The sequence below is a fragment of the Breznakibacter xylanolyticus genome, from assembly GCF_003254275.1.
Classification (GTDB): domain Bacteria; phylum Bacteroidota; class Bacteroidia; order Bacteroidales; family Marinilabiliaceae; genus Breznakibacter; species Breznakibacter xylanolyticus.
This window is the reverse complement of the sequence record NZ_QKZK01000010.1, coordinates 52,781-68,231: the sequence shown is the minus strand read 5'-3', so window position 1 is coordinate 68,231 and position 15,451 is coordinate 52,781. Positions and strand designations below refer to the sequence as shown.

The window sequence follows — 15,451 nt, the reverse complement described above, 5'->3', positions numbered from 1 at the left end:
CAAAGACAACCTCCTAACATTCATCAACGAACCGGCAGCTATCCAAACAATAAAAGATAGAGCGGACAATTGATAGAAACAAACCTGAAAACGCTTACTCAAACAGGTTTGTTATCGTTCAAATATTTTGGATTAATAGATATCAGACGCTAGTATCAAGTCACAAGTATCAAGATTCAAGACTTAAGATTCAAGCTGGGATTGGTGAATGATTGTGATACAAATTTAAGATCAATGAGGGATGAGGGGTTTTGATTTCAGACATTTGATTTATAAAATCAGACAATCATGGCCATTCCGGGGCTAAAACGAATGAAAAAGAGGTTGCCGAATCATCAGCAACCTCTTTTTTTATTCAATTTGTTCAACTTTCACATTCGCCATATCGTAGAGAAGCGAATGAAAATGATCAAATACTATTTATTTCAACCCGTCAGCCACGCCGGTGTAGGCATGTTTGCGTTCGAATTTGGCATTCCACAATCCAATGGGCTCATCGGCTCTCCAGGATGATTTAGCCGGGCTGTCCTGGGCACTCCACAAGGTGATGCCATAACGCTGAGAGGCAGGCACCAACTCGAAGTAAGCATCGATAATTTCCTTGTAGAACGCGCCCATGGCACGATGCTGATCATCGGTAAGTTCACTGGTTTTGAGGTTTTCAGAAGCACCTTCGGGACGAATGCCCATGTCGAGCTCCGAGATTTTCACCAGTTTACCGGTTGCAGCCAGGTTGGTCAACATGTCACGAATGCCTTCGATGGAAGTCACACCAAGCGTTACGTGCATTTGAGTGCCAATACCGTCAACTTTCACGCCTTTGCTTTCAACATAAGCGATGTAATCGATCAGGCCTTTGCATTTTTTCTGATCGGCACCTTCGAGACCGTAATCGTTGATAAACAACAGATCATCCTCATTACCAAACTCACGCGCATACTTAATGGCTTGAACGGCGTAATCTTTGCCCATATAATCCTGCCAGAAGAACTCATCATCGGCCACGGTTTTGCCAACACCAGTCTTCAATTGCGAAGGATCGGGCCAGTCAGACATGGGTTCGTTCACCACATCCCAAGCCGTGATATAATCTTTACAATTGGTCACCATGCCGCTGATGAAGGTCTTCAAAGCAGTGTCGATAATTTCACGCTTCTCTTCAGGCGTTTTTTCTCTGATGGGAATGCCCATTCCGCCAAAACCTTCGCCTTCGGCCGACAAGCCACGGGTAGAACTACCACCCCATCCGGCCCAACTGCCGATACCGTTTTCGAAGTCGCTATCAGCAACCAGGTTAGTGGAACTTCCATCGGCGGTCAAAGAAACATTATCAATAAACACCTTACCCGCATAATCGCCAAAGCTAAAAATTAAACCATCGCGCCCGGCTTCGGTGTTTTGTACTTTTAATTCAAACTCTTTCCATTCGGTAGGAACATCAAACTGACCAAAGGAAGAACTGGTCCATACACCCGAAGTTTGCAACTCGGCTCTGATTTTTCCGGCCACGGTAGCTTTTGCAGCAAATTTAAGGGTATAATCTTTACTGCCCTGAATCCCTGTTAAAGGATACTTAATCTGACAAGACCAGAAGTTACCAGCAGTTGGGTTTTCAAACCAATAGGCATACCCTGCACTGATTGGCCCTGAAGCCACGCTTCCACCCTCGTTATATTTCTTCAACACAATGTTGTCGAAATAGACCGAAGTGGCAAATTTACCCAAGTTGAGCGCAATAGCACCAGAGGTTGCTGTACTGGCCGTGACGGTATACACTTTTTTGAACTCCGTCCACTGAGTCGTCGCAGGAATGGCACCAAAGAAATCCCAGTGTTTATAATTACCGGGCGACACCTGCGCTTGAGTATTGATGTTCACAGCCTCATCGGCTTTCACATCCATGGTCAGTTCATACTGCTCGCCCTCAACCATCGATAAGCCAAAAGAAAAATAGAACTGAGCGTCCCACTCGTTGGTACGAACAGCCTCATTGGTCACTTTTAAAGCACGACCTTTACCATCGGCACCTTCACCATCAGCAGTAAAAGATGCAATGGCATTGGCATTGACCGAATAGTTAGAAGCAGCATCGCTTTCAAAATTAACACCAGCCACTTCATCCCATGTCGGCCCGGCAGGTTCCGACAAAATTTCGGGCGCAATGAGGCTGTTGAGGTAAGCCGCGTTTTGTCCGGAATGCCAACAAAGGGTATGACCAAATACAGTCACTCCGGCTTCTTTTGCAGTGGCAATCAAATCATTCACATCATTTAACTTCAAAGAACCATCGGCCTGAACGATCGAAGCATGCTTCATTTCGTACCCCATGGTCATTTCATCAAAGTTGTGATTGATTAACCGATAAATTAACCCCTTGGCATTGTAATCGGCCAACGAAGCCCCCACCCCCAATTTGAACTGGGGATTTTCAGCACGGTTGACATACGATTTCAACGGCTCATACTTATTGATCTCCTCCATGATGGCCACGGTCTCGGGCTTCTCGACGTCGAACTCAAGCTTGGAGTCGTCGGCACAGGAAGCCATGGCCAAGGCGACCATCGAACCAAGCAGCATTTTATTATAATGTCTCATGTTTAATTGTTTTATGTTTTTGAAAATCGGGGCATCCACCACCTGTTGATCGATTATGAATGCCGCCGTACTTTCGGTCACAATCAAAATTATTTCAATTCAGGCGTAAAAGTTTCCACCACCACGCCACGGTTACGCATCACCAGAGTGTCGGTGGTTGCAACAGTGCGATCGGCCAATTCGATTTGATACGAGAGGTACAACGCATCACGATCTTTTGATCCCCAACTGTTTTTCTCACCTTTGCTGACAAATTTGCCGGAACCGGTGGCCGTAAAAGTCTGAGAGTCGGAAGAAACAGTACAGTTCCCATTATCATCAAACGAAAGAATCAGATTATAAATCGCCTTGGTTCCCGACAAAGTCAACGTCACAGGAAAACTGGTCTGCTTATATGCCAGCGTGGTCAAGCTGTTCACTTCATCCTTTTCGACATAGGCCGCATGACGCACAAAAGACTCATTTAAAGCAGCATTTCCATCTTTACCAGTCACCACATCCTTCCCGCGACGCAGGTAAAACCCATGCCAGGGATTGATGTATTTGACAGCATAAAAGACATAATCCATTGGAGCAATGGCCCAATCGCCACTCACACCACGACGAGCTGTGGAGGTATTCGGCTTACCCTCAAGAATTGAATCGGCATTGGCCACGTTGGTCATCCGCAAGGGAATCACATAAGTTTTCTGAATGGCCAGCGGATCGGCAAAGAAAGCATCGGTCAACTGCACTTCCACTCCCCCTGAAATCTCGCCAGAAGGGATGGTGATTTGATTGGACAATAAAGAATAATAATTCGCAGGCATTGGCACCAGATCACCACCGCCGGCAAAGCGGAACAAGCCCTCGCACATGGCATTATCGACAGTCACGTCAATCACCACGTCGCTGTTGGCAGTATAAACACCACCTGTCCCAGCCATGATTTTGCATTTATGGGCATTGTCCATGGAGGTGTCGAAAATATCGTCGCCAAGCGTAATGGTGCGAACAGGAAACTGATAAGGGAAATACACGGTTTGAGAATCATAATCGGGATAATCCCAATCCTGATTTTTACAAGCACCCAGTGCCACCAACAGGACAAGAGGTATATAAAATAACTTTTTCATTAGTCTGCTATTAATTGATTATTGATCAGAGCAACTGCCCATCATTCATTCGTGATAAAATTCAGATGAGGCAAACCGCCACTCATCTACAACTGACTTATTTCGATTTCTACAGGCCGATGACACCATTGTCATCGGCAGTGAAGAAATCAGATTAAGTAACATCAAAGGACACACCGTGGATTACCATCCCTGGTTTTGCATCAATTGATCGTATTTCAGGGTTTCGCTGTAAGGAATGGGACCATAAATCATATAAGGTTTATAGTCACGACTCTCCACAGGAATGATTTCATAAGCACCATCCACAATACTCACCCCATTGGCAGTCTCATTGATATTGGCTTTCCAACGGCGCAAATCCCAGAAACGGAACCCTTCGAAACAAAGCTCCAGACGACGCTCGTTACGGATGAGTTCACGCATCTTTTCCTGATCGCCTTTGATCGACTCCAGGTAAGCATCGCCATTAGATATGCCTACCCCGGCACGGTTGCGAATTTTCTTGATCACATCATAAGCCGAGTAAGCACGACCACCGTTACCGGTTGGCCCCCAAGCTTCATTGGCAGCCTCAGCATAGATGAGATAAATCTCGGTATAACGAATGCGGGGCTGGTAGCGCTTTTGGGTAGTGGTAGACGAAGAACTCAGGTTAATGTCCTGACGCATGAGCTTACGCATGTAATAACCGGTACGGGTAGAAGTTTCTACTTTGTTTAACCCATCGTTGGTGGTCGCATCAGAGGCAGTATTGATAACCGAGCTATTCACCCCTGCCTTGCTGCCATTGACCAATACGTAAGCGAGCAAACGAGGGTCACGGTTGTCGTAAGGTTTTGTCGCATCATACCCGGCAGCCCCATCGGCAATGGGGTATCCATTGGCCATGGGGAACGCATCCACCAGGTTTTGAGTAGGATTCACGCGACCATTTCCAAAAAGTGTAGGAGGATAATTTTCGCGTTCCACACTGTTACTAGCCGTTTCGAGGTTACCACGCCAAAGGATTTCTTTGGGGGTTGTGCCCGAAGCCACGGCATCAATTTCAGCAGTGTTCACATACCAGGTATAACCATTGCCGGGCAAACCGTTGAGTCCGCCATTGAGGTCAATGACATCGGCGGCATAATTGGCCGCATCCGCCCAGGTAGTGGTATTACCATCGCTATAAGCAGGGCTGGCAGCCAACAACGCAGCCTTGGCACGAATGCCTTTGGCGATGCGTTTGGTCATGCGCAAACGGAAAGTCTCACCAAATACACGGTTGTAGTCATCCTTGGTTCGTCCTTTGGCCGCATACTTCTCGGGAACAGCAGCATCCGAAGCAATGTTCTCAAAATCGAGCGGCAACAGCTCTTCAGCCTTATCCAGATCGCTATAAATCTGTTTCATGCAAGCTTCAAATGAAGCACGAGGCTGATTGAAGTCAGAATTTAAATTCTCGGGTTCCAACACAATGGGCACACCAAGCAATTCATTCTCAGTGGTGCGACCGGCATGGGCTTCGAGCAAATGGAACATAAACAGAGCACGCAACCCCAAAGCCTCCCCTTTCATACGATCAATGAACATCTTATTCACCTCCTCGTCGATGGCATAATTCACGCTGTCGTTGACCTGCAAGAAAAGGTTAAGATACTGAATGGCAGCACGAGAATTGCTCCACTGATTCAATGGATTATTACTTGAAGTCCACTGACCGGTAGCAATCTTACGATAGCCATTGGCGCGGTCGTTGCTCACGGCGTTGTCGGTAGCCACATCGTTGTACGTCCACGAGTTAGTTGGGATACGATTGTAACCATTGAGCAGTAACCCCTGAGCATAAGTAGCATTTGCATAGGCGTTTTCGAGCTCCAGCTTGTTCTCAACGGCTGGTTCGAACACATCTTCACAACCGGTAAGCACCGCAACGGCTGATAAACATATTAAAAAAATCTTTTTCATTTGTCTATAGTTTGATATTGAAATGTTCATGCCCCCGTCAAATCAGAAAACCACACAATCCGTGTGAAAATTGAGTCCAAAAAAAAAAGGGACATGTCTCATATCATGAATAATACATCACATCAACACTTAGATGTTAAAATGTTGCCTTAAGACCAACGTTGTAAAAACGTGTTTGCGGAGCACTTCCCACATTGCGTTCCAATATTTCGCGTTCGGGAGCAATGGTCAACAGATCATAACCAGCCACATACACATCCATATCGCTAATGAAAGTACGGCTCAACAACGATTGAGGGAGTTTGTAGGTCACCTGCACTTTTTCAAGATCGAAACGATCGGTGCTGTACAACCAAAAATCAGAGTTGCGGAAGTTATTATCGCTGGTCAATGTGGTCAAACGAGGATATTTGGCAGAATCTTTGGTTTGTTCAGTCCATCGATCACGAACCACTTCAGAATATTTGTCGTCACCATCGACCCAATAGTAAGAACCGCTCTTAAAGGCATGAGCGCCATATCTTCCGGTTCCCATGGCAAAGAAGGTGAAGTTTTTCCATTTAACCGTGAGGTTTACCCCCATCGAGAAAGGCGAACCATACCATCCGGCTTTGCCAAGATAGACAGCATCTTTAGAATCGATCAACCCATCATTGTTTTGGTCGATATACTTGATGTCACCGGGTTTAACCTGGCCAAATGTTTGATAATCAGAAGCAGCGATATCGTCAGCATCTTTAAAGAAACCGTCGCTTTTGAGCCCCCAAAGGGCATCCAACGGCTTCCCGGCATCGTTCTGATATTCAAATTCGTAATTCTCAGAACGTTTGAGTGCCTCAGAATCGAACACCATCCCCGAAACTCCGAGAGACCAATCGACTTGACCGATTTTCTTGTTCAATGTCACATAAAAATCGGCACCAATGCGCTGATCGTCGTTATAATTGACGTAAGGCACTTCAGAATACTGAGGATATCCGGTGGAGAAATAGCTGGGATAATCCACATATGATTGTACCAGGTTACCGGTCGTACGGGTTGCAAAAAGAGAACCATTGAGGGTAATTAAACGATTGAAGAACGAACCATCCAATCCCAAGCTGATTTCTTCACGCTTGGGGAATTTCATATTGGGGTTACTTCCCAAACGGCGGTCGAAAGACTGCACCCCGGTTCCATCTTTCCAACCATAATAACCGGCATCTTTATAGGTATAATACCCCTGATACATGTAGTAGTTAGCCACATCCAGATCGGTGTGAATAATACCGGCAGACACAGACAATTTGAGATCATCGATGGCCGAGACATTGTCCATAAAAGCCTCTTCACTCAAACGCCATCCCAACGACACGGTAGGCGAGAAAGCCTTGCGGTTGTTTTCGGGCATCTTAGCAGAATGAATGAGGGCACCACTGAAATCGAAGTAGTACTTGTTCATAAAGTTATAGCCTAACTGCAAACCCATGTTGGCATTGGCCGTTTTGTGATAAATACCCGATTCGCCCACTTGGAAACCGGCAGCCACCAAAGTACCGGACACATTGTGCACATCGTTAAACGAGCGCAAATAGTTGAACTGACCGGACAATGCAATGGTTTGGCTATACCAGCTGCCGGATACGTTTTGATTCCCCGAAGTGGCATCTTTACCATATTTGGTCAACGAAGCGATCAGATCACCTCCCTGATAGTTTGACCAGGTAGGCTCGTACACCGCATATTGATAATTGTAAGCCAACGAATAGGTATTGGAATAGTCAACCGCAATCATTGTGTTAAACGACAAGCCTTCGAGCACATTGTTCAAGTCGGCATTGACGCCGGTTTTAAACTGAAACTGACGGCTGTTGTAACGGTTGTAACCACCGGCATAAATGGCCGCAAAGGGGTTGGTTTGATGCAGCGATGACCCGCCCAACATATACTTTCCATCAATGATGTAGTTACTGTTTTTCACAAAATCATTAGAAGATGCATCATCGGCTTCGATCATATCAATGGGCACCAGGGGAGAAAAACGGTTGGGTCGTAAAGTGGCCGACTCAGCCCAGTAATTGGCATTCACACCACGACCGGTGTAAAAAATCACGTTGGCATCGACATAGCAACTCAAATAGTCATTCAAATCAACATCGATGTTTCCACGCACATTGAAACGATTGTTACCGCTGTTTTCAATGGCCTCACCAAAGTTGAGCAAGCCACCGGAATTTGCAAATCCAAAGTTTGAATAATAACGGGCACGTTCACCCCCACCTTTAACTTCGGTCGACACAACAGTGTAGTTATAGGCTTTCTTCAAATAATCGGACGAGAAAAAGTCAACATCCGGATATCGAAAAGGGTTTTCACCCGAAGCATGGTGATAAATGCTCTCATCACTATACAAAGGTGTCAGACCATCGTTCACACGCGCTTCGTTGTAGAGCGTCATGTACTCGGCCGACCCCAGGTATTTGGGATACGCTTTAGGAAAATTCATCCCGGTATTGGCACGAACAGAAATTTCCTGGGTATTGGCTTCACCGCGTTTGGTAGTGATGTAAACCACACCTTTAGCAGCACGACTACCATAAAGCGCTACAGCAGAAGCTCCTTTAAGGAAAGACACCTGATCCACTTCATCCATATTGACATTGCCGGATGCGCGAGGCACCCCGTCAACCAACAACAGGTAGCTCCCATTGCCCCAGTTGGAACTGTTGGTCAAAGCACTCATCCCATCCAAACTGTAAGTGCTAAAATTTTTCTTGATGATCTCTTTCACATTCACCGAAGATACGCCCACCAACAGATCAGACTTTTTGACTTTACGAAAGGCCACCTGCACGGTTTCGATGTCTTCTTCGAGCGTAATATTTTTCAGATCGGGCACAGCAGCCACCGCTTTGGTTTTAAAGCCAATGGCATTCACCGTCAAAGGGGCATTGAGCGATGCACTGATGGCAAAAGCACCATCAGCGCCGGTGGTTGCCGACACATCATCGGGCTTGCAGTAGACAACAGCCCCCTGAATGGGTGCTCCATCAGCACCGCTCACGATGGCGTTGATATCGATTTTGATGGCGTTTTGTGCCAGTTGCTTGAGTGGAAACAACGTCAGCAGCGCACAAACCACCACACTTATTTTAAAATATTTCATTATATCCATTTTTTAGATGACATATTTCATTAATACCATGCATCATCACCAACCGGGATTCTGCTTGAACTCTGGATAGATGCTGACATCGGCCACTTTAAGAGGCAACCAGTAGTGCTTTTCAGAGAAATTACGCTCCAGAATGACCACTTCACGCAAGTTGGCCACTTGATTTTGCGTAGGATCTTCGGTATTGATGGCACCCACCCGGTCAAACTCCAATGACGTTTTGAGGGTGTAAGGCGATTCGATGAGCAACAACCAACGGCGCAAATCGTTAAAGCGATGACTTTCGAACGAAAGTTCTACAGCGCGCTCGCGACGCACTTCGCCGAGGAAGGCTTCAGAAGATGCCAAAAACTTATCAGCCACAGGATCTACCCCGGCACGATCACGAATCACATTGATGGCATCCACGGCCGACTTCGAATAACCGGGAGCTTTGCCAGACGGAGAACCATATCCCATCAAAGCAGCTTCGGCATACATCAGGTAAATGTCGGCCAAACGCATGTAGGGAACTTTGATGTGCAAAGCAAAGCTGTAATCATAACCTCGGTCGTGCTTATTGGAGGTCAATGGAATGAACTTCCGCAAAACATAGCCGGTACGACTACCTGTACTGACATTTCGATAGGTTTTTGCGTTCTCTTTTTTCAGCTCTTCTTCACTCAAATTGGAAGGAATAGTATAAAGGTTTGCATAGCGGGTGTCGGCTAAATCAGCCGGAATAGAGCCCTGAACAACCTTCACGCCATCAAAAATAATATCCGAATAGAATCGCGGATCGCGATCTTTCCAAGGATGGGTCGGATCATATCCCGATTGAGGGTCACTGATTGGCAAACCATTTTTCATGCCATAGTTGGCATTCACATAATTGGCCGTAGGAAGGAATTTCAAGTCACCATCCCCCACAACACTTGGGATATACTGCTTGCTGGTTCCCCAGTTTGAATTGTTTGCCGCCTTGGTGGGTGCCTGAAAAATCACCTCAGTCCCCCCTGGGATTTCCCAGTTTTGACCGTAAGTATAAAAGTTGTTGTAGATTTTTGAAAAATCGAGCAGTTGATGCCAAGCCTGACCGGACTCGGAGAGTTGCAACAACTCAGCAAAGGCTTCAGCGGCTTTTTTGCAATAATCAGCATCGTATGATTTGCTACCGGTTGACTCATAGTTCATCAACGGACTACCGGCCCACAGGTAGTTTTTACCCAGATAGCCTAAAGCCATGATTTTGTTGATGCGCAATTTGTTTTTACCAAGCGTGCGTTTACCGGCCTGAGTGTCGTCCCAGTTGAGGGGCAACAAATCGGCAGCCTCACGCAAATCTTTTGCAGCACTATCGGCACAAGCCTGATACGTAAGACGAGGCAAACGCAGGGGCTCACCACTAGGCAAAACCTCATTGATATATGGCAGACCGCCAAAATACTCCATCAAACGGTGATGAAACCAACCTCTAAAGAAGAGCAACTGACCTTTGAGCAGCGCCTTTTCTTCGGCAGTAGCCGTCAGTTTATCCATATTGGCTAAACCAATGTTGGCCTTACGAATACCATACCAGGCAGCGTTCCATAAGTCACGGTGGGTACGGTTATCAGGTGTAGGAAAACCGGAATTGAAGTCATCCTGATCCATCCAGCCCGAATGCCAACCATCATGTTCTTTTTGCCAACCCCAAAAGTTGCCATCATCAATTTTATGGATAAAATGAAATGTCCCGGCAGTCGAGGTAATTTCATCATCCCCCCAGTTAAAGGAGTTGGTCCAGTAGTTGGTGGAGAAATCGACCACGCAGTTGTACAATTCCTCGGTAAAACCCTGAAAGTTGGTAAAATCCTTAAAGGCTTCCTTCTCGGAGATGATCGATTCGTCACTTTTCTCGAGATAATCTTCGCAAGCGACCAAACCGACAGCTGCCAGGAGTATCCCGCCCAATAATATGGTTTTAAAATACTTTTTCATGTTCAAACGGATTAGAAAGTAAGATTCACACCCAGGTTAAAACGTTTCACAGTGGGGTAAGCCCCTTGTGACGCCCAACCGGTACCGGCATAATTCGATTCACGGTCATCGGGCATATCGGTGAGCACCCAAATGTTGTTACCATTGAGGAACAAACGCACATTCTGTAATTTGGCACGGCTCACCCAGCCCCAGGTATTGTCGAAAGTATAGGCAATCTCAGCGTTTTTGAGGCGCAAATAAGAACCATCAAACATGTAACGATCGGCACTGCTGTACCCACTGGCAATAGAGAGCCAACGGGGCATGGGCACATCGCCACCGGTGTTTTCTTCGGACCAATAAGAGCCTTCGTCATACACCACGTGATTTTGACCGGACAAGCTATTGAACACCACCTGACGGGTGACATTGTTCACGCCATAGAACTGCACAAAACCACTGAACCCTTTCCATTCAAAGCCTAAAGTGGCATTAAACGTATTTTGGGGTGTAGAAGAATAACCATAAGGAATTTCGTCCTTGGTATCGATCAGACCATCACCATTATAATCGACCAGGTAATAGTTACCGGGCAATTTGGCGTTATCATTGGTACTGTGAATGGCGCTACCATACACTTCATCCCAGTTATTATAATAACCGGCGCTCACGTACGATTTGGTATACCCCACCTGTTTTCCGGTTGCTTTTTGATAAGCGGGCAACAACTCCGCATTATCGGCCTCCAACACATTACTTTTAGCATGGGTATAGTTGATGTTGGCATACAAACGCAAATCGGGGGTCACCTTTTTATTCAAACGCAACTCCAATTCATAACCATTCACTTCAACGCGTCCCAGGTTGGCCATAGGCGCAGTGGCACCAAAATAAGAAGGAATCGAACGGTTAGCACCCGCAATGAGGATATCGGTACGATAATCGTAGAAATAATCGAAACTACCGGCCACTAAACCATCGAGGAAAGCAAAATCGGCACCGACGTTGGTTTTCTGAACTTTTTCCCAATGTACATTGGGGTTACCCAACTTAGACTCTTTGTACCAGGTATAAGGGCTGTTTTCGGGCGTTTCGCCGGTTGTTCCCAAACGCGACTGCGTTCCATAAGCCCACTGGGTCATATAAAGCCAACGGCCGTTTTTCTGCTCATCAATATTATCATCTCCCAGCTCACCATACGAAGCACGAAGTTTTAACATATCGAGGAAAGAGATCGATTTCATGAAGTTTTCTTCCGAAAGCATCCAGCCCAACCCCCCAGATGAGAAGAAGGCAAAACGGTTGTCGGCACTAAACTTCTCAGAACCGTTGTATGCACCGTTGTATTCAATGGTGTATTTACGATTGAGGTTATAAGTGGCACGAAACACCCAATCCTCGCGGAAGTGAGGGATTTCGCTACCGGTGGCATTTTCGTTGCGGCTGAATACCCCCATCAGGTTTACGTCGTGTACATCACCCAAGGGGATGTCGTAGTTCAATTGCATTTGATAAAACATCCGACGAGCCGTTTTCCAGTTATCAACTTCACCGGCACTAATTGCCCAGTTGATCCCTTCCTGGAAATCGAAGCGATTGGTTCCGTCAAAAGAGTTTTTGTAAGTGACTTCACCGGTATCGGGATTAATCCACGAGCTTTGGGTGTCGTTATATAAATCGTTCACCCCACGATTGGTTTCGACAAACGTGTTGTCAAACGAGAAAGTTCCCTTAAAATTCAAGCCTTTGGCCAACATGTCCAAATTCTGATCGAGGGTAAAGTCGGTGGTAATACGGTTGGTGGTGGTATACCCCACCCCGCTGATGGCCAAAATACGCACCGAGTTATATCCTTTTTGCTCGTTTGGCGCATAGTATCCCCAAGTACCATCAGAATACTGAGGTAAGAACATATCGGGAGCCGTAGAGTAAGCAGCCAACCAGTATGAATAATCACTGTCTCTGGCACCCCAAGGCGTCTTTTTCACGCCATGCGAACCTGACAAGTTCACTTTAAAGGTGGTAGAAGGCGTGATTGTAAAGTCGAGGTTGCTTCGAACATTCAAGCGGTTATAACCATAACCGGCATCGTAACCCCGATTATTATCAAATGTTCGGAACAAGTCACCTTCGTTCAAATAATCGGCACTGGCAAAATATTTGACAAATTTAGTACCGCCCGACACGTTGATGTTACCATTATAAGACATGGCATAATTGCGAAACAATTCATCCGCCCAGTCCACATTAGGATAACGCTCAGCTTCAGCCTGATTGGCAGGATTGCGATATTTATCCAGGACATCCTGAGGCAAATAATCGTTCCAGCTATTTGGAGTCAGAGACAATTCATTCTCAATGGCCTCGTTGCGAATGCGCAAAGCCTCATACGAATCGTATTTACCCGGGAGCTTTGAAGGCACTTTCATGGTGGCATTGGCGCCCACACGAATCACGGCTTTGCCTTCCTGACCACGTTTAGTGGTAATAAGGATCACCCCGTTGGCACCCCGCACCCCGTACACGGCAGTGGCCGAGGCATCTTTCAGCACCGAGATTGATTCCACAGAGCTGATGTCCACACTATTCATGGGACGCTCCACACCATCGACCAACACCAGTGGTTCACTGTTGTTCCAGGTACTGGCAGCACGAATCACAATTTTAGGGTCTTCTTCGCCGGGCATCCCGGTACTGGAAGAAGTCACCACCCCCGGCACATTCCCGGTCAAAGCAGCACCCACACTGGATACCCCCCCTGCACGCTCAAGCGTTTCACCGGTGGTTTGCGTGATGGCAGCCACCACACTCTCCTTCTTTTGCTTACCGTAACCCACAACGACCACCTCCTCAAAGAGTTTGGAGTCTTCTTTCAATACCACATTAAGGGTGGTTTTCCCACGAGCATCGATGGTTTGCGTTTCCATCCCCAAGAAGGAGACCACCAATACCGTATTTTTATCATCAATGGTCAATGAGAAATTCCCATTCACATCGGTGACCGTACCAACACCTGAATTGTTTTTTAACACCAGCGTAACACCAAAGAGCGGCTCGCCGTTGGCATCGACAACTTTTCCCTGCACAGTGGTCTGTTTTTGTGCCATGGCACACAGCCCGACGAGCATAAAAACAAAGGAAAACAGAATCTTTGCGATGCCCCATTTCCTCCCGGAAGCCGGAAGCGACAATGGCAAATAATCACTTTTACTTTTCTTCATTTCGTTATTGAATTTGATTTTTGTTTGCGATGGAATCACACCATCCTTCTTTTACCGGAGAATCAACCAGACTAAAGGCACACATCACGAATGCGAATCATCATACACTTATTTTTAAATGGTTTTAACAATTGTTCTCTTTTTCACAATCGTAAAACTAAACAGAGTGCGTCTCATCGACTTTCGATTACAGATTCGGTTTGTTTGATTTCAGACATTTTGCGAATAATTGTAAAAAAAAGGAAAGAGGAAATAAATAACACTAACTATTGATATTCTTCACATTACCGACTTCATCTATATAAACAGCATCATTTATCCACCATTTTCGGCAGATTTTTCCTCATCAAGTGAGAATAACTGTTAATGAAAGAACACAGCAACAAGACACAAAAAAGATGCTTCACCCTGAGCAATCGCGAACGATTAAACCGGATAAAACACCTTAATCAGGATAAAAAACAGAGGCGAATATTGAAGAGTGAACACCGAAAAACGACAGAGCTGAAATACGAAACTTCGACGTCAAGTGCACATCGTCTCAAAACACAACATAATTAACAAGCCATGAATCCGCTATATCAACGAGTCACACACAAACCTTAATTAACAGGCATTTCAGAATTACAAAACTGCACTAACCGAATCACATCCTGTTCTTTAGACAATTTTAGCTTGTGCTGTTTTACAAGCGCATCAACGTTAGGGCACACAGTCCGAAGAGATTCAATCAACTCTTTAGACGAGCGATACACCACCGGAGTCACCCCAGGGAGAGCCAAAAAATAACGATCGTCCTTACGCACAAAACGATCGGGTTGTGCATCCTGAAATCCTTGGGTGGCAGTGGCCGGCAATAATTCCACCGAGAGTTTCTTATACAAACGAATATTCCCTCCACATAATTCCCACAAAAGACCATTCTGCTGAATGCCATTCTCTAATTGAAAGGGTAAATTGACAAAAGCAGCATTTCCCATTTCGAAACGCCAGGAGTGTTGATGAATATCCAATTCCAAAACCTGGGTTTTCTCTTTTAGGAATTCCATTTTATCGGTATAGATATTATACCTCAGGGAGACATTCGAATAGCGCACCGAATCGTTCATCACCACATTTCCTGGAATGAACACCTCATTTAAGAAAGGAGTTCCTTGAATGTGACCATACATATTCAACGCATTCCCTTTGCTTTTTTCAAACGCAAACTGATCGTAAAACCCGGTCAGGTCATTCATGACAGTGGCCTGAGAAAAAGCGACACCCCCCAAACACAAACACAACGCAGAAATCCATAATGTTTTCATAGAAGAAAATGATTTAACGATAAATGAATAAGATTAATAAAGCTACGCACTCCACTTCTGTTCAATTTCTAATATGGGACATTTGATGTTTGATTTCAGACATTCATCGCGGGATCAGACATAAAAAAACCCTCAAGGATTTAAAACCTGAGGGTTTAGTACAATCGC

7 protein-coding genes are annotated in these 15,451 nt (G+C 45.7%); all 7 read right to left on the bottom strand.

What is annotated here, in order from left to right; translation table 11 throughout:
* Positions 1–420 precede the first annotated feature (420 nt).
* Positions 421–2,595 carry an endo-1,4-beta-xylanase gene (locus LX69_RS07680; protein ID WP_146260673.1) on the bottom strand — a complete coding sequence of 725 codons (2,175 nt, stop codon included), beginning with the start codon at positions 2,593–2,595 and terminating at the stop codon, positions 421–423.
* A gap of 89 nt (positions 2,596–2,684) precedes the next feature.
* Positions 2,685–3,710 carry a DUF5627 domain-containing protein gene (locus LX69_RS07675; RefSeq protein ID WP_111445241.1) on the bottom strand — a complete coding sequence of 342 codons (1,026 nt, stop codon included), beginning with the start codon at positions 3,708–3,710 and terminating at the stop codon, positions 2,685–2,687.
* Between the two features lie 183 nt (positions 3,711–3,893).
* Positions 3,894–5,660: a RagB/SusD family nutrient uptake outer membrane protein gene (locus LX69_RS07670; RefSeq protein WP_185741704.1), complete on the bottom strand. Its 1,767-nt coding sequence runs from the start codon at positions 5,658–5,660 to the stop codon at positions 3,894–3,896.
* A 136-nt stretch (positions 5,661–5,796) separates the two neighbouring features.
* A complete protein-coding gene (locus tag LX69_RS07665) occupies positions 5,797–8,805 on the bottom strand; it encodes a SusC/RagA family TonB-linked outer membrane protein (RefSeq protein WP_111445240.1) in 3,009 nt (1,002 codons plus the stop codon).
* Between the two features lie 45 nt (positions 8,806–8,850).
* Entirely contained in the window at positions 8,851–10,773 is a 1,923-nt protein-coding gene (locus LX69_RS07660; RefSeq protein ID WP_111445239.1) for a RagB/SusD family nutrient uptake outer membrane protein, read from the bottom strand.
* Between the two features lie 11 nt (positions 10,774–10,784).
* Positions 10,785–13,976, bottom strand: a complete 3,192-nt coding sequence (locus tag LX69_RS07655) for a SusC/RagA family TonB-linked outer membrane protein (protein ID WP_111445298.1) — start codon at positions 13,974–13,976, stop codon at positions 10,785–10,787.
* 602 nt (positions 13,977–14,578) lie between these two features.
* Positions 14,579–15,283, bottom strand: a complete 705-nt coding sequence (locus LX69_RS07650; RefSeq protein ID WP_111445238.1) for a hypothetical protein — start codon at positions 15,281–15,283, stop codon at positions 14,579–14,581.
* Positions 15,284–15,451: the final 168 nt, after the last annotated feature.

Coding starts and splice junctions, on each gene's coding strand:
- LX69_RS07660 (WP_111445239.1), bottom strand. CDS start 10,773: ATGAAAAAGTATTTTAAAACCATATTATTGGGCGGGATACTCCTGGCA.
- LX69_RS07665 (WP_111445240.1), bottom strand. CDS start 8,805: ATGAAATATTTTAAAATAAGTGTGGTGGTTTGTGCGCTGCTGACGTTG.
- LX69_RS07670 (WP_185741704.1), bottom strand. CDS start 5,660: ATGAAAAAGATTTTTTTAATATGTTTATCAGCCGTTGCGGTGCTTACC.
- LX69_RS07655 (WP_111445298.1), bottom strand. CDS start 13,976: ATGAAGAAAAGTAAAAGTGATTATTTGCCATTGTCGCTTCCGGCTTCC.
- LX69_RS07680 (WP_146260673.1), bottom strand. CDS start 2,595: ATGAGACATTATAATAAAATGCTGCTTGGTTCGATGGTCGCCTTGGCC.
- LX69_RS07675 (WP_111445241.1), bottom strand. CDS start 3,710: ATGAAAAAGTTATTTTATATACCTCTTGTCCTGTTGGTGGCACTGGGT.
- LX69_RS07650 (WP_111445238.1), bottom strand. CDS start 15,283: ATGAAAACATTATGGATTTCTGCGTTGTGTTTGTGTTTGGGGGGTGTC.